This is a genomic window from Mycobacterium sp. NGS18, assembly GCF_059813185.1.
In genome coordinates this window covers 194,018-216,320 of sequence record NZ_JCALEC010000001.1, presented here as the reverse complement: position 1 = coordinate 216,320, position 22,303 = coordinate 194,018, and the positions used below count along the sequence as shown (strand labels likewise).

At 68.2% G+C, this 22,303-nt stretch carries 23 protein-coding genes; 20 read left to right on the top strand and 3 right to left on the bottom strand.

The features are described 5' to 3' along the window. The first annotated feature begins 1 nt into the window (after position 1). The 20 genes from AC5Y31_RS01050 to AC5Y31_RS00955 all read left to right on the top strand — a co-directional run bounded on the left by AC5Y31_RS01050 (position 2) and on the right by AC5Y31_RS00955 (position 19,984). Positions 2-616: a TetR/AcrR family transcriptional regulator gene (locus tag AC5Y31_RS01050; RefSeq protein WP_301634435.1), complete on the top strand. Its 615-nt coding sequence runs from the start codon at positions 2-4 to the stop codon at positions 614-616. A gap of 21 nt (positions 617-637) precedes the next feature. After that, entirely contained in the window at positions 638-1,879 is a 1,242-nt protein-coding gene (locus AC5Y31_RS01045; protein ID WP_499977453.1) for an acyl-CoA dehydrogenase family protein, read from the top strand. Beyond that, complete coding sequence (locus AC5Y31_RS01040) at positions 1,876-2,859, top strand: phosphotransferase family protein (RefSeq protein ID WP_499977452.1); 984 nt, start codon at positions 1,876-1,878, stop codon at positions 2,857-2,859. The genes AC5Y31_RS01045 and AC5Y31_RS01040 overlap by 4 nt, the downstream gene beginning before the upstream one ends. Then, entirely contained in the window at positions 2,856-3,200 is a 345-nt protein-coding gene (locus AC5Y31_RS01035) for a DUF6285 domain-containing protein (RefSeq protein WP_499977451.1), read from the top strand. The genes AC5Y31_RS01040 and AC5Y31_RS01035 overlap by 4 nt, the downstream gene beginning before the upstream one ends. A 97-nt stretch (positions 3,201-3,297) precedes the next feature. Then, entirely contained in the window at positions 3,298-3,702 is a 405-nt protein-coding gene (locus AC5Y31_RS01030; RefSeq protein WP_499977450.1) for an Rv3143 family two-component system response regulator, read from the top strand. A gap of 218 nt (positions 3,703-3,920) precedes the next feature. Continuing rightward, complete coding sequence (locus tag AC5Y31_RS01025; RefSeq protein WP_065025206.1) at positions 3,921-4,298, top strand: NADH-quinone oxidoreductase subunit A; 378 nt, start codon at positions 3,921-3,923, stop codon at positions 4,296-4,298. Positions 4,299-4,320: 22 nt separating this feature from the next. Then, the gene (locus tag AC5Y31_RS01020; RefSeq protein ID WP_065025207.1) at positions 4,321-4,875 is read left to right on the top strand and encodes a NuoB/complex I 20 kDa subunit family protein; all 555 of its coding nucleotides are present in this window, start codon (positions 4,321-4,323) and stop codon (positions 4,873-4,875) included. Then, on the top strand, positions 4,872-5,573 hold the full coding sequence (locus AC5Y31_RS01015) for an NADH-quinone oxidoreductase subunit C (RefSeq protein WP_499977449.1): 702 nt from the start codon (positions 4,872-4,874) through the stop codon (positions 5,571-5,573). Before AC5Y31_RS01020 ends, AC5Y31_RS01015 begins: the two co-directional genes overlap by 4 nt. Then, positions 5,573-6,877, top strand: a complete 1,305-nt coding sequence (gene nuoD / locus AC5Y31_RS01010) for an NADH dehydrogenase (quinone) subunit D (protein WP_499977448.1) — start codon at positions 5,573-5,575, stop codon at positions 6,875-6,877. The genes AC5Y31_RS01015 and nuoD overlap by 1 nt, the downstream gene beginning before the upstream one ends. 44 nt (positions 6,878-6,921) lie before the next feature. Continuing rightward, on the top strand, positions 6,922-7,695 hold the full coding sequence (gene nuoE / locus AC5Y31_RS01005; RefSeq protein WP_065025242.1) for an NADH-quinone oxidoreductase subunit NuoE: 774 nt from the start codon (positions 6,922-6,924) through the stop codon (positions 7,693-7,695). Positions 7,696-7,709: 14 nt separating this feature from the next. Continuing rightward, complete coding sequence (gene nuoF / locus AC5Y31_RS01000) at positions 7,710-9,047, top strand: NADH-quinone oxidoreductase subunit NuoF (protein ID WP_065025210.1); 1,338 nt, start codon at positions 7,710-7,712, stop codon at positions 9,045-9,047. Further along, complete coding sequence (locus AC5Y31_RS00995; protein WP_499977447.1) at positions 9,044-11,458, top strand: NADH-quinone oxidoreductase subunit G; 2,415 nt, start codon at positions 9,044-9,046, stop codon at positions 11,456-11,458. Before nuoF ends, AC5Y31_RS00995 begins: the two co-directional genes overlap by 4 nt. Beyond that, positions 11,455-12,690 (top strand): NADH-quinone oxidoreductase subunit NuoH, encoded by a 1,236-nt coding sequence (gene nuoH / locus AC5Y31_RS00990; RefSeq protein ID WP_499977446.1) that lies wholly within the window; start codon positions 11,455-11,457, stop codon positions 12,688-12,690. The genes AC5Y31_RS00995 and nuoH overlap by 4 nt, the downstream gene beginning before the upstream one ends. After that, the gene (gene nuoI / locus AC5Y31_RS00985) at positions 12,677-13,252 is read left to right on the top strand and encodes an NADH-quinone oxidoreductase subunit NuoI (protein ID WP_082966505.1); all 576 of its coding nucleotides are present in this window, start codon (positions 12,677-12,679) and stop codon (positions 13,250-13,252) included. The genes nuoH and nuoI overlap by 14 nt, the downstream gene beginning before the upstream one ends. After that, positions 13,252-14,058, top strand: coding sequence for an NADH-quinone oxidoreductase subunit J (locus tag AC5Y31_RS00980; protein WP_065025214.1), 807 nt, complete (start codon positions 13,252-13,254; stop codon positions 14,056-14,058). The genes nuoI and AC5Y31_RS00980 overlap by 1 nt, the downstream gene beginning before the upstream one ends. Continuing rightward, a complete protein-coding gene (nuoK, locus tag AC5Y31_RS00975) occupies positions 14,055-14,354 on the top strand; it encodes an NADH-quinone oxidoreductase subunit NuoK (RefSeq protein ID WP_065025215.1) in 300 nt (99 codons plus the stop codon). The genes AC5Y31_RS00980 and nuoK overlap by 4 nt, the downstream gene beginning before the upstream one ends. A gap of 14 nt (positions 14,355-14,368) precedes the next feature. Next, positions 14,369-16,306, top strand: a complete 1,938-nt coding sequence (nuoL, locus tag AC5Y31_RS00970) for an NADH-quinone oxidoreductase subunit L (RefSeq protein ID WP_499977445.1) — start codon at positions 14,369-14,371, stop codon at positions 16,304-16,306. Then, positions 16,303-17,877 (top strand): NADH-quinone oxidoreductase subunit M, encoded by a 1,575-nt coding sequence (locus AC5Y31_RS00965; RefSeq protein WP_065025216.1) that lies wholly within the window; start codon positions 16,303-16,305, stop codon positions 17,875-17,877. The genes nuoL and AC5Y31_RS00965 overlap by 4 nt, the downstream gene beginning before the upstream one ends. A 1-nt stretch (position 17,878) precedes the next feature. Continuing rightward, positions 17,879-19,462 (top strand): NADH-quinone oxidoreductase subunit NuoN, encoded by a 1,584-nt coding sequence (gene nuoN / locus AC5Y31_RS00960; protein WP_065025217.1) that lies wholly within the window; start codon positions 17,879-17,881, stop codon positions 19,460-19,462. 66 nt (positions 19,463-19,528) lie between these two features. After that, positions 19,529-19,984, top strand: coding sequence for a flavin reductase family protein (locus AC5Y31_RS00955; protein ID WP_499978092.1), 456 nt, complete (start codon positions 19,529-19,531; stop codon positions 19,982-19,984). A 16-nt stretch (positions 19,985-20,000) separates the two neighbouring features. Here AC5Y31_RS00955 and AC5Y31_RS00950 read toward each other — a convergent pair whose 3' ends face one another. The 3 genes from AC5Y31_RS00950 to AC5Y31_RS00940 are packed head-to-tail and all read right to left on the bottom strand — an operon-like array spanning position 20,001 to position 22,295. Beyond that, positions 20,001-20,999: a Gfo/Idh/MocA family protein gene (locus AC5Y31_RS00950; RefSeq protein WP_499977444.1), complete on the bottom strand. Its 999-nt coding sequence runs from the start codon at positions 20,997-20,999 to the stop codon at positions 20,001-20,003. Next, positions 20,996-21,691 carry a PIG-L deacetylase family protein gene (locus tag AC5Y31_RS00945; protein WP_499977443.1) on the bottom strand — a complete coding sequence of 232 codons (696 nt, stop codon included), beginning with the start codon at positions 21,689-21,691 and terminating at the stop codon, positions 20,996-20,998. Before AC5Y31_RS00945 ends, AC5Y31_RS00950 begins: the two co-directional genes overlap by 4 nt. A 4-nt stretch (positions 21,692-21,695) precedes the next feature. Continuing rightward, positions 21,696-22,295 (bottom strand): TetR/AcrR family transcriptional regulator, encoded by a 600-nt coding sequence (locus AC5Y31_RS00940; RefSeq protein WP_499977442.1) that lies wholly within the window; start codon positions 22,293-22,295, stop codon positions 21,696-21,698. Between the last annotated feature and the right edge of the window lie 8 nt (positions 22,296-22,303).

Here is a 22,303-nt window from a genome sequence, read left to right as displayed (position 1 = left end):
GATGTCCAGCCCGCGTGAGCTCAGCTCGAAAGGCCGCCAGACGCGCCAGGCGATCGAGCAGGCCGCCCGAGAGCTGTTCGCCGAACGCGGCTTTCACGGCACCACGCTGGCCGACATCACCTCGGCAGCCGGCAAGTCCCCGGCGGTGCTGTATCGGTATTTCCAGGACAAAGAGGATCTGCTGGCAGCGCTGGCGGAGTCGTTTCTGTCCGACGTGGTCGAGCCGTCGGGGCTGAAGATGCGGCTGCCGGACTCACCGCAGGACAGCGAGTTCTTCACCTCGGTGGTCAGCGCCTACTGGAGCATGTTCAAGCAGAACATCGGTGTGATGATCGCCGTGGCACAGCTTGCAGCCACCAAGCAGCGATTCGCCGCGCTGCAGAACGAGTTCCGCCGGTTCGGCATGGAGATCGTCGCGGCCTCGGTTCGGCGCGCCCAGCAACAGGGCCACGGCCTCGGTCTGGACCCCGACCACATCGCGGCGGCGATCGCGCTGCTGTTCGAGAACTTCACCGTCGTCTTCGTCGGTCCGTCCGGACCGGGATGGCGAATCAGCGACAGCGACGCCATCGCAACGCTGTCGACGATCTGGCGAAAGACCCTGTACGGCTGCTGACCACCGACAAAAGGACGTGCCATGGATTTCACACTGCCCGACCACCTTCCGGCGCTACTGGCCGAGATGGACGACTTCATCGAGCGCGAGATCGCCCCGCTGCAGGCCGAGCACATGCAATACTTCGACCACCGCCGGGAGTTCGCCCGCACCGACGTGGCCAACGGCGGTATCCCGAACCGGGACTGGGAGGAACTGCTGGCCGAGATGCGCCGCCGGGCCGACGCCGCGGGCTGGCTACGTTACGGCTTGCCGTCGTCGCTGGGCGGCCGGGACGGAACCAACGTCGACATGGCGGTGATCCGAGAACATCTGGCCCACAAGGGACTCGGCCTGCACAACGACCTGCAGGACGAGTCGTCGATCGTCGGGAACTTTCCTCAGGTGATCATGATGGAGCGGTTCGGCACCGACGAGCAGCGCCGGGCATGGTCGCAAGCCCTCATCACCGGTGAACGGTCGATGGCGTTCGGGCTGACCGAACCGGCCCACGGGTCGGACGCCACCTGGATGGAAACCCGCGCCGAGCCCGCCAACGACGGCTGGGTGATCAACGGCGCCAAGCGATTCAACACCGGAGTGCACCGAGCCACCCACGACCTGGTCTTCGCCCGCACGTCCGGTGACCCCGGCTCGGCGCGCGGCATCACCGCGTTCCTGGTGCCCACCGACACACCGGGCTTCCGCGTGCCGTTCTACTGGTGGACGTTCAACATGCCCACCGACCACGGCGAGGTCGAGCTCACCGACGTCGAGGTACCGGCCGAGGCGGTGCTTGGCGAGGTGGATCGCGGGCTGGAAGTAGCCCAGACGTTCCTGCACGAGAACCGGATCCGCCAGGCCGCCTCCAGCCTGGGTGCTGCCCAGTACTGCATCGACCGGGCCGCCGAGTACGCCACCCAACGGGTGGTGTTCGGCAAGCCGCTGTCGGTCAACCAGGCCGTGCAGTGGCCGTTGGCCGAGCTGGCCACCGAAGCCCAGATGGTGCGGCTGCTGGTGTACTACGCGGCCTGGCATCTGGACCGCGACCACCACCTGGAGGTCTCCGACAAGGTGTCGATGGCCAACTATCGCGCCAACCGGCTGGTGTGCGACGCCGCCGACCGGGCCATCCAGACCTTCGGCGGGATCGGCTACACCCGCCACGAACCGTTCGAGCACATCTACCGGCATCACCGCCGCTACCGGATCACCGAGGGCGCCGAGGAGATCCAGATCCGCCGGGTCGCGCAGCGACTGTTCGGATTCGACCGCCGACGATGACCGCCGAGCAGCTGGCCGACCGGCTTTCGCAGGTGCTGGCGCCGGTGGTGGGTCCGGTCACCATCGAGGGCCTGCGCGCCCTGACCGGCGGTGCCAGTCGAACCACCTGGGCGTTCGACGCGGTCATGAAGACGGTGGAAGCCTCCGGGCGGCGAGCGTTGATCCTGCGCACCGGACCACCCGATGAGAGCAACGCCAGCATGGAGCTGGAAGCACACGCCCAACGCGCCGCACGGCAAGCCGGTGCCCCGGTGCCGACCATCCTGCTGGCAGATAATTCTCCTGCGGCACTGGGTAATCCGTTTCTGATCTGTGATGCGGTCGCCGGCGAGACGGTGGTCCGGCGCATCGGCCGCCAGCTCGGCGACACCGGGCGCGAAGCCCTGCTGCAGCAGTGCGCGCAGGCCCTGGCCGCCATCCACCGCGCCGACCCGGCCGGGATCGCGCTGAGCGCCGAGGACCAGCTCGTTGCCTGCCGCGACCAGCTCGACGCGATGCACGACACCACCGCCCCCTTCGAGTGGGCGTTTCGCTGGCTGGAGGCCCGCCGGCCGCCGGTAGCGCAGCCGCAGCTGGTGCACGGCGACTTCCGGATGGGCAACCTGATCGTCGACGGCGCAGAGCTGGCCGCGGTGCTGGACTGGGAGCTGGTGCACCTCGGCGACGCCTGCGAGGACCTGGCCTGGTTCTGCCTGCGGGCCTGGCGGTTCGGTGCGCCGGTCGATCGCGGCGCCGGCGGGCTGGGGCCGATCGAGGCGTTCCTGGCCGCCTATGAGCAGGCCGCCGGGACGGAGGTCGACCGCCGGCGGTTCGACTGGTGGCTGACGCTGGGCACGCTGCGGTGGGGAATCATCTGCCGCTACCAGGCCGAACGCCATCTGAGCGGGCAGGCCCGCTCGGTGGAGCTGGCCACGATCGGGCGGCGGGTCTCCGAAACCGAGTGGGACCTGCTGCGACTGCTCGACGGGGTGCACGCGTGACCGGCCGCCGCCCCACCGCCACCGAACTCGTGACCGCGGTCGCCGAATTCCTCGGCACGGCATTTGCGAACCGCGACGGCGACGCCGCCACGGAGAGCCAGGTCAGATTCCACACCCGGGTGGCCGCCAACGCGCTACGCATCGTCGAACGGGAACTGAGCGACAGGTTTGCAGATGCGCCGGCGCAGGCGCTGGCCGGACTGGGTTTCGCCGATGAGGCCGCGCTGGCAACCGCCATCCGGGCCGGTGAACTCGACGACCGGGCCGAGGCGCTCACCGCCTGCCTCTACGCCCTGGTCCGGCACCGGTTGTCAATCGACCATCCCGGCTATGACCTTTAGCGACCGCTAGACGCTTAGAGTCACTGCGCGGCAGTCGGTTCGACGGCCATCGGTCAAACCCGCCTATGGGCGTCCGGTGAGCAGTAGCATCTGCTGCGTGTCTGCCTCCACCGCCACGCTGCGGATTCTGGTCTACAGTGACGACGCCGCGACCCGCGCCCGGGTCATGACCGCTTTGGGTAAGCAGCTGCACCCGGATCTGCCGAAGTTGAGTTATGTCGAAGTCGCGACGGAACCGGTGGTGATCCGGCAGATGGATGCCGGGGGCATCGACCTTGCCATCCTGGACGGGGAGGCCACCCCGGCCGGCGGAATGGGCATCTGCAAACAGCTCAAGGACGAGATCGCGCCCTGCCCGCCGATCGTGGTTCTGACCGGCCGCGCCGACGACGTCTGGCTGGCGAGATGGTCGCACGCCGACGCCGCGCTGGCACACCCGGTCGACCCGATGGCGCTGAGCCGCGCGGTGCTGGGTCTGCTGCGCACGCCGACGCCGAGTTGATGCGGCGGTCCAGCTTCGGCTCTCCTCCGTCGAGCCTCGCTAACCGCCGGGTTAGGGCGCCCTCAGAAGCGAATTGCACTGTGGCCGTTGACCGCTGCAGTAGGTGACGCCGGTCACAGTTGCCGCCAATTTCGGATTCTTCCCGACCGCCCGGTTGCTGCGAGCTAGGCTGTGCCTGAACTCACATCGACGCCCGGAAGGGAACTACGTCACCGCGTATGAACCTGTACATGCCGATCTTGGTGCTCGCCGCGCTGGCCGCCGGTTTCGCCGTATTTTCTGTGGTCATAGCGCCGCTGGTCGGCCCGAGGCGCTACAACCGGGCGAAGCTGGAAGCCTACGAGTGCGGGATCGAACCCACCGACCAGCCGGTGAGCGGGCCGCACGCTCCGCCCGGTCAGCGCTTCCCGGTGAAGTACTACCTGACCGCGATGCTGTTCATCGTCTTCGACATCGAAATCGTTTTCCTCTACCCCTGGGCGGTCGCCTTCGACAAGCTCGGGGTGTTCGCCCTCATCGAAATGGTGCTGTTCGCCGCCGTCGTCTTCGTCGCATACGCCTACGTCTGGCGGCGCGGCGGCCTGAACTGGGATTGAGTGGGAGTAGGCGGGCTTACATATGGGACTAGAAGAGCAGCTGCCGAGCGGTCTCCTGTTGTCCACCGTGGAGGACCTGGCCGGCTATTTCCGCAAAGGCTCGCTGTGGCCGGCGACCTTCGGTCTGGCCTGTTGCGCAATCGAGATGATGTCGTCGATGGCGCCGGATTACGACATCTCCCGGTTCGGCATGGAAGTGTTCCGGGCCTCGCCGCGCCAGGCCGACCTGATGATCGTGGCCGGTCGGGTCAGCCAGAAGATGGCGCCGGTGCTGCGGCAGATCTACGACCAGATGGTGGAACCCAAGTGGGTGCTGTCGATGGGCGTATGTGCCTCCTCGGGCGGAATGTTCAACAACTACGCCATCGTTCAGGGGGTGGACCATGTCGTCCCGGTCGACATCTATCTGCCCGGCTGCCCGCCCCGGCCGGAGATGCTGATGTACGCAATCCTCAAGCTGCACGAGAAGATTCGCGAGATGCCGTTGGGCGCCAACCGGGAGCAGGTGATCACCGCAACCGAGGAGGCGGCCCTGTCGGCCCCGTCCACGTGGCAGATGAGGGGGTTGCTGCGGTGAGCCAGGGCACTGTCGACGGTGACGACCGCGGCGACAGCGAAGACGTGATCAGGGTCCGCCGCGGCCTGTTCGGTGCCACGGGCTCCGGCGACACGTCCGGCTACGGGCGGCTGGTGGCCGAGGCCGCGCTACCCGGTGAAACCCCACGGCCCTACGGCGGATACTTCGACGAACTCGTGGACACCCTCGCCGCGGCACTGCAGCGCGAGGGCGTCGAATTCGCCGACGCCGTAGAGAAAGTGGTGGTCTACCGCGACGAGCTGACCCTGTATGTCCACCGGGCACAGCTGCCGGCGGTCGCTCAGCTGCTGCGCGACGAACCGGCCCTGCGCTTCGAGTTGAGCCTCGGGGTCTCCGGCGTGCACTACCCCGCCGACACCGACCGCGAGCTGCACGCGGTCTACCCGCTGCGGTCCATCACCCACAGCCGCCGCGTCCGGCTGGAAGTCGCTGCCCCGGACGCCGACCCGCACATTCCCTCGCTGTTCGGGATCTATCCCACCACCGACTGGCACGAACGGGAGACCTACGACTTCTTCGGGATCATCTTCGACGGTCACCCGTCGCTGACCCGGATCCAGATGCCCGACGACTGGCACGGCCACCCGCAGCGCAAGGACTACCCGTTGGGCGGTATCCCGGTCGAGTACAAGGGCGCGCAGATACCGCCGCCGGACCAGCGGAGGGCCTACAAGTAATGAGCACCGAGACGCCCCGCACCGTCCTGAACGTCGGCGGGCAGGAATGGGAGCAGGTGGTCGAAGCGGCCAAGGCCGCCGACCCCGGCGAACGCATCGTCGTCAACATGGGTCCGCAGCACCCCTCGACGCACGGCGTGCTGCGGCTGATCCTCGAACTCGACGGCGAGACGGTGACCGAAGCCCGTTGCGGCATAGGCTATCTGCACACCGGTATCGAGAAGAACCTGGAAGCCCGTTATTGGACACAGGGCGTCACCTTCGTCACCCGGATGGACTACCTGTCGCCGTTCTTCAACGAAGTCGCCTACTGCCTCGGAGTGGAGAAACTGCTCGGCGTCACCGACGAAATCCCGGAGCGGGTCAACGTGATCCGGGTGCTGATGATGGAGCTCAACCGGATCTCCTCGCACCTGGTCGCGCTGGCCACCGGCGGCATGGAACTCGGTGCGCTGTCGGTGATGCTGTTCGGGTTCCGGGAACGCGAGCTGGTACTCGACATCTTCGAGACGATCACCGGCCTGCGGATGAACCACCAATACATCCGGCCCGGCGGGGTGTCGGTGGACCTGCCCGACGAGGTGATCCCGCAGATCCGCGGCTTCCTCGAGCTGATGCCCAAGCGGCTCAAGGACATCGAGGACCTGCTCACCGACAACTACATCTGGAAGGCCCGCACCAAGGGCGTGGGCTATCTGGACCTGACCGGGTGCATGGCGCTGGGCATCACCGGCCCCGTGCTGCGGTCCACCGGCCTGCCCTATGACGTCCGCCGGGAAGAGCCGTATTGCGGCTATCAGGACTACGAGTTCGAGGTGATCACCGATGACGGCTGTGATGCCTACGGCCGCTACCTGATCCGCATCGCGGAGATCAAGGAGTCACTGAAAATCGTCGAGCAATGTCTAGACAAGTTGCGGCCCGGACCGGTCATGATCGAAGACCGCAAGATCGCCTGGCCGGGCGACCTGACAGTGGGCCCGGACGGCCAGGGCAACTCCAAGGAGCACATCGGCTGGATCATGGGCCACTCGATGGAGGGGCTGATCCACCACTTCAAGCGGGTCACCGAGGACCTGTGGGTGCCGCCGGGTCAGGTGTTCGTCTCGGTCGAGTCGCCCCGCGGCGAGCTCGGGGTGCATATGGTCAGCGACGGCGGCACCCGGCCCTACCGGGTGCACTACCGGGATCCGTCGTTCACCAACCTGCAGGCCGTCGCCGCCATGAGTGAGGGCGGGCTGATCGCCGACGTGATCGCCGCGGTCGCCAGCATCGACCCGGTGATGGGCGGGGTGGATCGGTGAGCCAGACGAACGGTCAGCCCGAGAAGACCGGGCGGGGCCGCTTGATGCCAACAACCGCGGGCACCGACGGCAAGCGGGTCTTCCTGCAGCTGGGCCGCCCACCGGAGGAACCCAACCAGTTCAACCACCCCGATGCGCCGCGCGCCTACTCCGAGGAGGTCCGGGCTCGGCTGGAGGCCGACGCCAAGGAGATCATCGCCCGCTACCCGCAGCCGCGTTCGGCGATCCTGCCGCTGCTGCATCTGGTGCAGGCCGAAGACTCCTACATCACCCCGGCCGGCATGTCGTTCGTCGCCGACGTGCTCGGGCTGACCCGCGCCGACGTCGCCGGGGTCGCCTCGTTCTACTCGATGTACCGACGCAAACCGACCGGCGACTACCTGGTGGGCGTGTGCACCAACACGCTGTGTGCGGTGATGGGCGGCGACGCCATCTACGACGCCCTCAAGGAGCATCTGGACGTCAATGACGAGCAGACCACCGCCGACGGCAAGGTCACCCTGGAGCGCATCGAGTGCAACGCCGCCTGTGACTGCGCGCCGGTGGTGATGGTCAACTGGGAGTTCTTCGACCAGCAGACACCGGAGTCGGCGCGCGACCTCACCGATGCGCTGCGTTCCGGTGCCGAGGTGCGTCCCAGCCGCGGGCTGCCGCTGACCAACTTCCGCGAAACCGCCCGGGTACTCGCCGGATTCGCCGATGGGCGTCCGGACGACGGTCAGGGCGGACCGGCCGGGCCGACGCTGGCGGGGCTGCGCTTCGCCCAGGAGCACGGCATGGCCGCGCCGGAGTCCGACGCGGACGGGGGCCAACAGTGACGTCTCCCCCACCGATGCCGCCCACCGCGGCGACCGCCCTGACCCCGGTTCTGAGCAGCTACTGGGACGATCCGGAGTCCTGGACGCTGGAGACCTACCGCCGGCACGGCGGCTACGTCGGCATGCGCAAGGCGCTGGCCATGAAACCCGACGACGTCATCGAGCTGGTCAAGGAATCCGGGTTGCGCGGCCGGGGCGGCGCCGGGTTCTCCACTGGGACCAAGTGGTCGTTCGTGCCGCAAGGGGATCAAGGCGCCGCAGCCAAACCTCATTACCTGCTGGTCAACGCCGACGAGTCCGAACCCGGCACCTGCAAGGACATGCCGCTGTTGCTGGCGACGCCGCACGTGCTCATCGAGGGCATGATCATCTGTTGCCACGCGATCCGCGCCCGGCACGCTTTCATCTACGTGCGCGGCGAGGTGCTGCCGATCGTGCGTCGGCTGCAGAACGCGGTGGCCGAGGCGTACGCAGCAGGGCTGTTGGGCACCGACATCGACGGCAGTGGATTCGACCTGGACATCACGGTGCACGCCGGGGCCGGCGCCTACATCTGCGGCGAGGAGACCGCGCTGATCGAGTCGCTGGAGGGCTACCGGGGCCAGCCGCGGCTGCGGCCGCCGTTCCCCGCGGTCGCGGGCCTGTACGCCTCACCGACGGTGGTCAACAACGTCGAATCGATCGCCAGTGTGCCGTCGATCCTGCGTAACGGGGCGGAGTGGTTCCGCTCGATGGGCACCGAGAAGTCCCGCGGCTACACGCTGTATTCGCTGTCCGGGCATGTGAACCGGCCCGGCCAGTACGAGGCGCCGCTGGGCATCACGCTGCGTGAGCTGCTGGAGTACGCCGGCGGGATCCGCGACGGGCATCGGCTGAAGTTCTGGACGCCGGGCGGATCCTCGACACCGCTGCTGACCGAAGAACACCTCGACATCCCACTGGACTACGAGGGCATGGCGTCGGCCGGATCGATGCTGGGCACCAAGGCCCTGCAGATCTTCGACGAGACCACCTGCGTGGTGCGCGCGGCCATGCGCTGGTCGGAGTTCTACAAGCATGAGTCCTGCGGCAAGTGCACCCCGTGCCGTGAGGGCACCTATTGGCTGGTCCCGATCTACGAACGCCTCGAGACCGGCCGCGGTACCCGCGAAGACCTCGACACCTTGCTCGACATCGCCGACGTGCTGTTCGGAAAGTCCTTCTGCGCCTTGGGCGATGGTGCGGCGATGCCGGTGAAGTCGTCGATCGAGTACTTCCGTGACGAATACATCGCCCACCTTGACGGGGGTTGCCCGTTCGACCCGAAAGCGAGCATGTTCGTGCCTAACGGATCTCACGGCGGTGTGGCGTGACTCAACCCCCTCAGGCCGACGGCCAGGAGTCGGTGACGTTCACCATCGACGACCGGCAGATCACGGTTCCCAAGGGCACCTTGATCATTCGGGCCGCCGAGCAGCTGGGTATCGAGATCCCGCGGTTCTGCGATCACCCGCTGCTGGATCCGGTCGCCTGGTGCCGGCAGTGCATGGTCGAGGTGGAGGGCCAGCGCAAACCGCAGCCGTCCTGCGCGGTCGCCGCCGCCGACGGCATGGTGGTACGCACCCAGCACACCTCCGCCGAAGCCGACCGGGCTCAGCACCTGGTGATGGAACTGCTGCTGATCAACCACCCGCTGGACTGCCCGACCTGCGACAAGGGCGGCGAATGCCCGCTGCAGAACCAGGCGATGACCCACGGCCGCACCGAGACCCGCTTCGAAGAGGCCAAGCGCACCTATCCCAAGCCGATCAACATCTCCTCCCAGGTGCTGCTCGACCGGGACCGCTGCATCCTGTGCGCACGCTGCACCCGGTTCTCCGACGAAATCGCCGGGGACAAGTTCATCGAGATGATGGATCGCGGCGCCCTGCAGCAGGTCGCGATCTACACCGAGACGCCGTTCGACTCGTACTTCTCCGGCAACACTGTGCAGATCTGCCCGGTCGGCGCGCTCACCGGCGCCTCCTACCGGTTCCGGGCCCGCCCGTTCGACCTGGTGTCCACACCCAGTGTCTGCGAGCACTGCGCGGCCGGCTGCGCCCAGCGCACCGACCACCGTCGCGGCAAGGTGATGCGCCGGATGGCCGGCGACGACCCGAACGTCAACGAAGAGTGGAACTGCGACAAGGGGCGCTGGGCGTTCACCTACGCCGTCCAACCGGACCGGGTCGGCACCCCGCTGGTGCGCGATGACGGCGGGAACCTGGTCCCCACCTCGTGGCCGCACGCGCTGGCGGTGGCGGCGCGCGGATTGGCCGCAGCACGCGGACGCACCGGCGTGCTGGTCGGCGGCCGGACGACCGCTGAAGATGCTTACGGTTACGCCAAATTCGCCCGGGTGGCGTTGCATGGAGATGACATCGACTTCCGGGCGCGTACCCAGTCCGCGGAGGAGGCGGCGTTCCTGGCCGCCCGGGTGGCCGGGCGCGGCAGCTCAGGGCCGTTCGGGGTCAGCTACGCCGACCTGGAAGCCGCTGCCACGGTGCTGCTGGTCGGCCTGGAACCCGAGGAAGAGTCGCCGATCATCTTCCTGCGGCTGCGCAAAGCCGCCCGCAAGAAGCACACCCGGGTGTTCTCCGTCGCGCCGTTCGCCGACCGCGCATTGACCAAGATGTTCGGCACCTTGCTGCCCGCGGCGCCAGGCGGCGAGGCGGCGGTGCTGGACAGTCTGCACGACGACCAGGACCTCGGGCAGTTGCTGCGCCAGCCCGGTGCGGTGGTGCTGGTCGGCGAGCGGTTGGCGGGCTCGCCCGGCGCACTGTCCGCGGCGGTCCGACTGGCCGAGGCGACCGGGGCACGACTGGCCTGGGTACCGCGTCGTGCCGGAGAGCGCGGCGCCCTGGACGCCGGTGCTCTGGCCGGGCTGTTGCCCGGCGGGCGTCCGTTGGGCGATGCCGCGGCGCGGGCCGACGTCGCACAGGCTTGGGGCCTCGAGAGCCCCGACGACCTGCCGTCGCAGCCCGGGCGCGACACCGACGCCATCCTGGCGGCCGCCGCCGACGGGACACTGGGCGCGCTGGTGGTCGGCGGAGTCGAACCGGCTGACCTGGCCGACCCGGCCGCGGCGCTGGCCGCTCTGGACGCGGTCGAGTTCCTGGTCAGCATCGAGTTGCGGCACAGCGAGGTCACCGAGCGCGCCGACGTGGTGCTGCCGAGCGCGGCGGCGGTGGAGAAGTCCGGCACCTACCTGAACTGGGAGGGCCGCCCCCGCCGGTTCGGTGTCGCGCTGGGTGAGCGCGGCACCCTGTCGGATCTGCGGGTGCTCGATGCGCTCGCCGAGGAGATGGGCGTCGCGCTGGGGCTTTCCACCGTGGAGGCAGCGCGCGACGAGCTGGCCCGGCTGGGCACCTGGGACGGCGAGCGGGCAGCCGCCCCCGACGTGCCGCCGGGCGCTCCGGGGCAGCCCGAGGCGGGCGAAGCCGTGCTGGCCAGCTGGCGGATGCTGCTGGACAACGGCCTGATGCAGGCCGGTGAACCGAACCTGGCCGCCACCGCCCGCAAGCCGGTGGCCCGACTGTCGGCGCCGACGGCTACCGAGATCGGTGCCGCGCCAGGCGATCCGGTCACGGTCAGCACCGAGCAGGGCGACATCACCTTGCCGCTGGTCATCACCGAGATGCCGGACCGGGTGGTGTGGTTGCCGATGAATTCTTCTGACTCAGCGGTGCACCGCAATCTCGGGGTCGGCCCGGGTGCGGTGGTACGGATTGGACGCAGACCATGAGCGATCCCTGGTGGCTGATGCTCGTCAAGGTGCTGGGCATCTTCGGTTTCCTGGTGCTGACGGTGCTGTTCGCGATCGTCATCGAGCGAAAGGTGCTGGGGCGCATGCAGATGCGGCCCGGCCCCAACCGGGTGGGTCCGAAGGGCTGGCTGCAGAGCCTCGCCGACGGCATCAAGCTGGCCCTCAAGGAGGACATCACGCCCGTCGGCGTCGACCGCGCGATCTACGTGCTGGCTCCGGTCATCTCGACGGTGCCGGCGATCACCGCGTTCGCGGTGATGCCACTCGGGCCGGAAGTCAGCATCTTCGGCCATCGCACCGCATTGCAACTGGCCGACCTGCCGATCGCGGTGCTGTTCATCCTGGCGATGTCGTCGATCGGGGTGTACGGCATCATCCTGGCCGGCTGGTCGTCGGGGTCGGCCTACCCGCTGCTGGGCGGTATCCGCTCCACCGCCCAGGTGATCTCCTATGAGGTCGCGATGGGGCTGTCGTTCGCCGCGGTGTTCCTCTACGCCGGCACGATGTCCACCTCGGGCATCGTGGCCGCCCAGGACCGGATGTGGTTCACCTTCCTGTTGATGCCGTCGTTCGTGGTCTACGTGACCGCGATGGTCGGCGAGACCAACCGGGCGCCGTTCGACTTGCCCGAGGCCGAGGGCGAGCTCGTCGGCGGCTTCCACACCGAGTACTCGTCGTTGAAGTTCGCGCTGTTCTTCCTCGCCGAATACATCAACGTCACAACGGTTTCGGCGCTCGCCGTCACCTTGTTCTTCGGCGGCTGGCACGCACCGTTCCCGATCAACCTGTGGGCCGGCGCCAACTCCGGATGGTGGCCGCTGCTGTGGTTCACCGCCAAGGTATGGGGTTTCATCTTCATCTACATCTGGCTGCGGGCCACCCTGCCCCGGCTGCGCTACGACCAGTTCATGGCGCTGGGCTGGAAGATCCTGATCCCGCTGGCGCTGGTCTGGGTGCTGGTCGCCGCGGTGATGCGCAGCCTGCGCAATGACGGCTACCAGCACTGGCAAATCGTGCTGATAGCCATCAGCACGCTCACCACGCTGGTGGTGCTGATGGGTCTGCATCGGCGCTTCAGCGCGGTGAACACCCGGCGGGCCGAACCCGCGCCACCGCCCGTCACCGCACCGACCCCGTCCGGGGGATCGTTCCCGACGCCACCGCTGCCGCAGCGTCATTCACCGCGGGTCAAGGAGGATGTCAATGGCTAAGCTCAGAGACGCTCTGGCCGGGTTCGGCGTCACCTGGAAGACGATGTTCAAACGGCCGATCAACGACGGCTACCCCGAGCACAAGAAGCCGACGGCGCCGCGCTACCACGGGCGCCACCAGCTCAACCGGCACCCGGACGGACTGGAGAAGTGCATCGGCTGCGAGCTGTGCGCCTGGGCCTGTCCGGCCGACGCCATCTATGTCGAGGCCGCCGACAACACCGACGACGAACGCTTCTCCCCCGGTGAACGTTACGGCCGCGTCTACCAGATCAACTACCTGCGGTGTATCGGCTGCGGCCTGTGCATCGAGGCCTGCCCCACCCGCGCGCTGACCATGACCAACAACTACGAGATGGCCGCCGACAATCGCGCCGACCTGATCCTGGAACGCCACCAGTTGCTGGCACCGCTGGAGCCCGGCATGACCGCGCCGCCGCACCCGATGCCGCCCGGCGCGACCGACAAGGACTACTACCTGGGCCGGGTCGGCCCCGAGGGGCTCGATGAGGACCCGGATCTGTTCGTCATGCTCGACCGCAAGAAACAGGGCAAGGCCTGATGGACGCCACGCTGCTTGCCGCCGACATCGTCGTCCGCACCTCCACCGGAGAGGCGGTGACGTTCTGGGTCCTGGGCGCCGTGGCGCTGATCGGTGCGGTCGGAGTCGTCACCGCCGCCAAGGCCGTGTATTCGGCGTTGTTCCTGGCGATGACGATGCTCGCTCTGGCCGTGTTCTATTTCGTCCAGGACGCGATGTTCCTCGGCGTGGTGCAGATCGTCGTCTACACCGGCGCGGTGATGATGCTGTTCCTGTTCGTGATGATGCTGATCGGCGTCGACTCCGCCGAGTCTCTGGTGGAGACCCTGCGTGGCCAGCGGATCGCCTCGACGCTCGCCGGTATCGGATTCGGGGTGCTGCTGATCGCCGGAATCGGCGGCGCCACCGTACACCTGCGTCGGATCGGCGCTCCCGCCGCGGCGACCGGCAGTTCGGCCGAGGTCGGCCAGAGCAACGTCGAGGGACTCGCGGTGCTGATCTTCACCCGCTACCTCTGGGCGTTCGAACTCACCAGTGCATTGCTGATCACCGCGGTGGTCGCGGCCATGGTGCTGACGCATCGCGAGCGCCTGCAACCCCGGATGACGCAGCGGGAGCTGTCCATCCGGCGATTCCAGGCCGGCCACCGCCCGACGCCGCTGCCCACGCCGGGCGTCTACGCCCGCCACAACGCCGTCGACATCGCCGCACGGCTGCCCGACGGGTCCTACTCGGAACTGTCGGTGTCGGACACCTTGCAACACCGCTGGGTCGGCGCCACCGGCAACGCGGCGCACGCCGGAACCGGGGAGGAGTCGGGCCAGTGAATCCGGAGAACTATCTCTACCTGTCGGCGATGCTGTTCACCCTGGGCGCCACCGGAGTGATGTTGCGGCGCAACGCGTTGGTGATGTTCATGTGCGTCGAGCTGATGCTCAATGCCGCCAACCTGGCGTTCGTCACCTTCGCCCGGCTGCACTCGGAGCTCGACGGCCAGATGGTGGCGTTCTTCACGATGGTCGTCGCCGCCTGCGAGGTGGTCATCGGCCTGGCCATCATCATGACGATCTTCCGGGCCCGGCGATCGGTGTCGGTCGACGACGCGAACCTACTGCGCGGCTAGGAGTGGGAAGCTCAATGACGAATCTGAGCCAGCTGAGCTGGCTGCTGGTAGCCCTGCCGGCAGCCGGCGCGCTGATCCTGTTACTCGGCGGGCGCCGGACCGACCGGTGGGGGCACCTGCTGGGCTCTGCCACCGTCCTCGGGTCATTCGGGATCGGCCTCGCGCTGCTGGCCGACATGCTGGGCCGGCCGGGCGAGAACCGGGCGATCCACACCCACCTGTTCAGCTGGGTTCCGGTCGGCGCCCTGCAGGTCGACTTCGGGGTGTTGATCGACCCGCTGTCGATCTGCTTCGTGCTGTTGATCAGTGGCGTCGGCGCGTTGATCCACATCTACTCGATCGGCTACATGGCAGCAGACCCCGATCGCCGGCGGTTCTTCGCCTACCTGAACCTGTTCGTCGCGTCGATGCTGCTGCTGGTCGTCGCCGACAATTACCTGGGCCTCTACGTGGGCTGGGAAGGCGTCGGCCTGGCGTCCTACCTGCTGATCGGGTTCTGGTACGCCCGGCCGGTTGCCGCGGCGGCCGGCAAGAAGGCGTTCGTGTCCAACCGGGTCGGCGACTTCGGGCTGTCGCTGGCGATGTTCGCCATGTTCGCCGGCTTCGGCACGCTGTCCTTCGACGGATTGTTCAGCGCGGTCGGCGACGCCGGGCCCAGCGGGCTCACCACCGCGATCGGCTTGCTGCTGCTGCTGGGGGCGTGCGCCAAGTCCGCCCAGGTCCCGCTGCAGGCCTGGTTGTTCGACGCGATGGAGGGCCCCACCCCGGTGTCGGCGCTGATCCACGCCGCCACCATGGTGACCGCCGGGGTGTACCTGATCGTGCGCTCCGGCCCGGTGTACGACCTGTCGGCCGACGCCCGGCTGGCGGTGGTGGTGGTGGGTGCGGTCACGCTGCTCTTCGGTGCGATCATCGGCTGCGCCAAAGACGACATCAAGCGGGCGCTGGCCGCCTCCACCGTCAGCCAGATCGGTTACATGGTGCTGGCCGCGGGGCTCGGCCCGGCCGGCTATGCCGTCGCGATCCTGCACCTGCTCACCCACGGCTTCTTCAAAGCCGGGCTGTTCCTGGGTTCGGGTTCGGTGATGCACGGGATGAACGACGAGCAGGACATGCGCCGCTACGGCGCGTTGCGCGCCTTCATGCCGGTGACGTTCGTGACATTCGGTATCTGCTACCTGGCGATCATCGGGGTGCCGCCGTTCGCCGGCTTCTACTCCAAGGACGCCATCATCGAGGCCGCGCTGGCCGCCGGCGGAACCCGAGGCTGGATCCTGGGCGCGGTGACGATCCTGGGTGCGGGCATCACCGCCTTCTACATGACCCGGGTGATGCTGATGACGTTCGGCGGTGAACGCCGCTGGGCGGCCGAAGAGAGCGAGGTGAGCGCGGAGCGGGCACTGCAGCACCCGCACGAGTCTCCGCGGGTGATGACCTGGCCGATGATCGTGCTGGCGGTCGGCGCAGTGGTCTCCGGCGCCGCGCTGGCCATCGGCGGGCGCCTGGAGCACTGGCTGGAACCGGTGGTGAGCCCGGTGACCGGTGCGGCCCACGAGACGGCGCACGCCATTCCGGCCTGGCTCACCGGTGCCATCACCCTGGGCATCGTGCTGCTGGGCGCCGCGGTCGCCTACCGCATGTACGGCCGCAAACCGATACCGGTCACGGCACCTACCGATGTGTCGCCGCTGACGGTGGCGGCCCGCCAGTATCTCTACGGCGATGCCTTCAACGAGGAGGTGTTCATGCGTCCGGGTAACCGACTGGCGCAAGGTCTGGTCGACGTCGACGACCGGGCGGTGGACGGTTCGGTCAACGCCCTGGCCGGGCTGGTGGCGATCGGGTCGTACCTGATGCGCCGACTGCAGACCGGCTTCGTGCGCTCCTACGCGCTGACGATGCTGGCCGGCACGGTGCTGGTCGTGGCGGTAGTCCTGGCGGTGCAACTGTGAACACGAACCTGCCCTGGCTGAGCCTGCTGTGGCTGCTTCCGCTGGCCGGCGCCGGCCTGGTCATCGTACTGCCGGCCGGGGCCGCGCGGCTGGCGAAGTGGACCGGCCTGCTGGTGAGCCTGGTGACGCTGGCGGTGGCGATCGTGGTCACCGCCGGCTTCGACACCACGCCCGTCGCCGCTCCCTACCAGTTCGTCGAAACCCATTCCTGGATACCGGCGTTCGGGGCGAGTTACACCCTCGGCGTGGACGGTATCGCGGTGGTTCTGGCGCTGCTGACCGCCGGACTGGTGCCGCTACTGATGCTGGCCGGCTGGAACGACGGGGATGCGGCCGACGGCCAGCGTCGCCGTGGCCCGCACGCCTTCGCCGCGCTGACGCTGACCGTCGAGGCGATGGTGCTGATCTCGCTGGTCTCGCTGGACGTGCTGCTGTTCTACGTGTTCTTCGAGGCGATGCTGATCCCGATGTACTTCATGATCGGCGGCTTCGGCAACGGCGCCAAACGTTCGCAAGCGGCATTGAAGTTCCTGCTGTACAACCTGTTTGGCGGCCTGATCATGCTGGCCGCGGTGATCGGCGTGTACGTGGTGAGCGCCCGGGAGGGCTCCTCGGGCGGCACCTTCGACTTCCGCGAACTGGTCTCGCTGTTCTCCTCGGCGACCACCACCGTGGACCCGGGTGTGCTCAAGCTGCTGTTCGCCGGTTTCATGTTCGCGTTCGCGGTCAAGGCTCCGCTGTGGCCGCTGCACCGGTGGCTGCCCGACGCGGCGGTGGAATCCACTCCCGCCACCGCGGTGCTGATGATGGCGGTCATGGACAAGGTGGGTACCTTCGGCATGCTGCGCTACTGCCTGCAGCTGTTCCCGGACGCCTCAACGTATTTCCGCCCGGCCATCATCGTGCTGGCGGTGATCGGGGTGGTCTACGGCGCGATGGTGGCGATTGGCCAGCGCGACATCATGCGGCTGATCGCCTACACGTCGATCTCGCACTTCGGCTTCATCATCCTGGGGATCTTCGTGATGACCAGCCAGGGCCAGAGCGGTTCGACGCTGTACATGCTCAACCACGGACTGTCCACCGCGGCACTGTTCCTGATCGCCGGGTTCTTGATCTCCCGGCGCGGGGGCACCCGGTCGATCGCCGACTACGGCGGCGTACAGAAGGTGGCCCCGGTCATGGCGGGCACCTTCATGGTCGCGGCGATGGCCACCCTGTCACTTCCCGGACTCGCCCCGTTCATCAGCGAATTCCTGGTATTGCTGGGCACTTTCAACCGGTACTGGCTGGCGGCGACGGTCGGCACCACCGCACTGGTGCTGTCATCGATCTACATGCTGTGGCTCTACCAGCGGGTGATGACCGGCCCGGTCACCGCCGGCAACGAACGCATCCGCGATCTGGTGCCGCGCGAACTCGTCGTCGTCGCACCGCTGCTCGCGCTGCTGTTGTTTCTGGGCTTCTACCCGAAACCGGTGCTGGACATCATCAACCCGGGCGTCGAGCACACCTTGACCACGATCGGTCAGACCGACCCGGCACCGCTGACCGCTGAGGGGGCGCACTGACATGTCGGGCATGCCAACACCCCATATCGAATACGACCTTTTGTTGCCGCTGCTGATCGTCTTCGGCACCGCGGTCACCGGCGTGCTCTTCGAGGCGTTCGTGGCACGGCGGGCACGCTACCTGGCGCAGGTCCTGCTGGCCGTCGGCGGATTGACCGCCGCGTTCGCCGCCGTCGTCGCCGTGGGCCGGGATTTGCCGGCCGTCGGCCACATCGCGGTGCTGGGCGCGGTGGCGGTCGACCGGCCGGTGCTGGTGCTGCAGGGCACGATACTGCTGGTCGGGATCATGGCCGTCGTCTTCATCGCCGAACGCAACGTCGGCGCCGCCGAAGGACCGGGCGCCGCGACCGCCGTGCCCCGGGGGCTGGATTCGTTCACCCCGCAGGCATCCACGGTCCCCGGCAGCGCCACCGAACTCGACGCCGCCCGCAGCGGCTTCACCCAGACCGAGGTGTTCCCGCTGACCGTGCTGGCGGTCGGCGGCATGCTGGTGTTCCCCGCCGCCAACGACCTGGTCACGATGTTCGTGGCCCTGGAAGTGCTCTCGCTGCCGCTGTATCTGCTGTGCGGACTGGCCCGCTACCGGCGACTGCTGTCGCAGGAAGCGGCGCTGAAATACTTTCTGTTGGGCGCATTCTCCTCGGCGCTGTTCCTGTTCGGCGCGGCCCTGATCTATGGCGCGACGGCAACGCTGGCACTGCCCGAAATCGGCGAGCAGTTGTTCGCCCACAGCCGCGACCCGCTGGCGCTGATCGGCGCCGGGCTGCTGTTGGTGGGACTGTTCTTCAAGGTCGGCGCCGTACCGTTTCACTCCTGGGTGCCCGACGTCTACGTCGGCGCGCCCACACCGATCACCGGCTTCATGGCGGCCGCCACCAAGGTCGCCGCATTCGGGGCGATGCTGCGGATCGTCTATGTGGCACTGCCGGCCCTGCACGACCAGTGGCGTCCGCTGCTGTGGCTGATCTCGGTGCTGACCATGGTGGTCGCCACCATCGCGGCGATCACCCAGACCGAGATCAAGCGGATGCTCGCTTACTCCTCGATCGCCCACGTGGGCTTCGTGCTGACCGGCGTGCTGGCCGCCATCCCGGCCGGTGTCTCCTCGACGCTGTTCTATCTGGTGGCCTACAGCTTCTCCACGGTGGGCGCCTTCGCGGTCGTGAACCTGATCCGCGGCTCGGGCGGCGAGGAAGAGCTCGACATGTCCCGGTGGGCCGGCCTGGGGCAGCGCTATCCCGTTGTGGGACTGCTGTTCTCAATGTTCCTGCTGGCGTTCGCGGGCATCCCGTTGACCAGCGGCTTCGTCAGCAAGTTCGCGGTGTTCAAGGCCGCCGCCGAGAGCGGCGCCGTCCCGCTGGTGGTGATCGGCGTGGTCACCAGCGGGGTCGCCGCCTACTTCTACGTCCGGGTGATCGTGCTGATGTTCTTCACCGACTCCCCCGCCGACCCGCCGCAGCTGGTGCTGCCCAGCGTCTGGAGCAAGGCGGCGATCGCGCTGTGCGCCGCGGTCACCATCGGGCTGGGAGTGTTCCCGCAGCCGTTGCTCGACCTAGTGGATGCCGCCACCGTGTTCGCGCGCTGATCCCCGGCGGGCCCGTCGCGGCGGGTACATCATGGACGGGTGGACGAATTCGAGCGCCTGGTCGCGATGCTGGACTACACCATGTTCGTGGTGACCACCGAGGCCAACGGGCATCGCTCGGGCTGTCTGGTCGGGTTCGCCACCCAGACCAGCCTGCAGCCGCCGCGGTTTCTGGTCGGGGTCTCCGAACGCAACCACACCTTCGGAGTGGCGGCGCAGTCCGAGCATCTGGCCGTGCATGTCCTGTCGCGGCGCGACATCGAGCTGGCCCGGCTTTTCGGCGGTGAAACCGGCGACGACATCGACAAGTTCGCGCGCTGCTCCTGGCATCGCGGGCCGGCGGGAATGCCGATCCTCGACGATGCGCCGGCCTGGTTCGTCGGCAAGACGCTGAGCCGTATCGAGCTCGGCGACCATCTGGGTTACCTGTTGGAACCCGTCGCCGGGCACGCCGACCAGAACGCCGGGGACCTGCTGGCGTTCTCCGATGTCGGCGACATCGAACCCGGCCACCGCGCCTGAGGCGGCCGGTGGACGGTCAGCTCGGCCGGCGCACCGGCAGGCCGGCAGCTTGGTAGATCGCGTCGATGACGGTCATGTTCTCGATCGCGTCTTGCGGCGTGGTGCGCACCGGCGCGCCGCGCAGCACCGCGTCGGCGAACGCGTCGAGCTGAAAGGCGTAGGAGGCCCGGTGGGTGAAGCGTTCGACGCGCTTGCCGTGCTGGGAGTGCACCCGCAGCCGGTGCAGGTACTGGGGCATCAGCGGGTTGAGCGCCCGCAGCTCCCCCCGATCGCCGATCACCCGAGCACTGACCTGCAGCAGGTTCGTCGACCACAGTGAGCAGCGGACCGACCCGGTGTGTCCGGCCGGGAACCGCAACTGTGCCGTCATGGCCCGGTCGATCTGCGGATCGCGCAACTTCGCCTGTGCCGAAACGACTTCCGGGGTCGCACCGCCGAAGGTGCGGGCCATGTGCACCGCATAACAGCCGGCGTCCATCAATGCGCCGCCGGCAAGCGAGAAGTCGTAGCGGATATCGGAGAACCGCGGCAGCGGGAAGCTCAGCGCAGCGTCCACCCGCCGCAGCGTGCCCAGCTCCCCCGAGGCGATGATCTCCTCGATGCGCAACGTCATCGGGTGATACCGGTAGTGGAACGCCTCCATCACCACCCGGTCGGTCGCTGCGGCCACCTCGGCGATCTCGCGGGCTTCGGCGGCGTTGGCAGTGAACGGCTTCTCGCACAGCACATGTTTGCCGGCGGCCAGCGCCGCGCGGGTCCACCGCCCGTGCAGGTTATTGGGCAGCGGGTTGTAGACCGCGTCGATGTCCGGATCGGCGATCAGCTCGTCGTAGCCATCGTGCACCCGGCCGATGCCGTGCTTGCGCGCAAAGGCGCGGCCACGTCCGCCGTCGCGGGCCGCGACCGCGCTGACCACCACCTCCGGGTTATCGGCTGCGGGTTTGAGCAGCGATATCGGGGTGATCCGCGCCGCACCGAGCACACCGATGCGTAGTCCGGGCCGCGAAGGGGTCATCGGTCGGTGGTCCTTTCCAGGATGAAACCGGCCACCCGCCGGCCCGCCAGCGTCGCGCTGGTCATGTCGATCACCGCCCGCGCCTGCTCACGCACCGGGGTCTTCGGATCCAGCACCGACAGGTAGACCTCGTGCGCGGCCAGCGAATCCACCGCGGTGTCGAGGTAGCCGTCCACGATCTCGACGTGGGTGGGCGCCGGCCCGTTCTGGAACAGCCAGCGCGGCGGGCTGTCCAGCGCGTCCCAGACGTCGGTGACCGCGGCGGCGAACTCGATGTGGTCGGCTTGGTTGGGAGCACCCGGCGCGAACTGCGCGCCGCCGTAGATCGCCACCACCACGTCGGGGCGGACGTCGGCGATCACCGAGGCGATCTTGGCGCGCAGCTCCGGCGTGTTACGGATATTGCTGTCCGGGAAGTCCCAGAAGTCGACCCCTTCGATCGGTTCCACGCCCACGATGGCCGCCGCCCGCCGTTGCTCGGCCTCCCGGACCGGCCCGGCCTGCTGCGGATCCATCCCGGCGATTCCGGCCTCGCCGCGGCTGGCCAGCGCGTAGCGGACGGTCTTGCCGGCGGCGGTCCACTTGGCGACCGCGGCGGCGGTGCCGTACTCGGGATCGTCGGGATGCGGCACCAGCACCAGAAGCGATGCCCAGTCGGCCGGGAAGGGCTGCGGTTCGGTCGAGGCGGACATCGGGTTATGCCATCACACCGTGGGCGATGATGTCGGCGGTCTGTTCCACCCAATCCCCGCCGAGATCATCGTCGGGGCGCAACATCATGCCCAACAGCGTTGCGCCGCCGATTAATTCGACCAACCGGCCGGGATCGACATCACGCGCGTCACCGCGGCGCACCGAATCGGCCACCCATCCGCGCATCACCTCGAACAGGCCCGCGAATCGCTCGAGGATGCGGGCGGTCAGCTCGGCATTGCCGGCCATGTCGGCGATCAGGCCGGGCAAGGCGGCCCGCACCACCGGGCTGGTGAACGCATCGCGCGCACCGGCCATCATCGCCCGCAGGTCGCCGGCCACATCCCCCGGCGGCGCGGTCACCGCCGTCGGCGGCACCGAGAAGGCGGCCTCGTGCACCAGTTCGGCCTTGCTGGGCCAGCGGCGGTACAGCGCGGTCTTGGTCGTGCCGGCCCGCTCGGCGACGGCCGCCAGGCTCAAATTCGAATATCCGACCTCGACAACCAGTTCCGCGGCGGCCTTCAATATGGCAGCGTCGATACGGGGATCACGGGGCCGCCCGGCCCCGGGTCCCTTGTCAACCGATGAAGGTTCTGCTTTCATAACGCTAC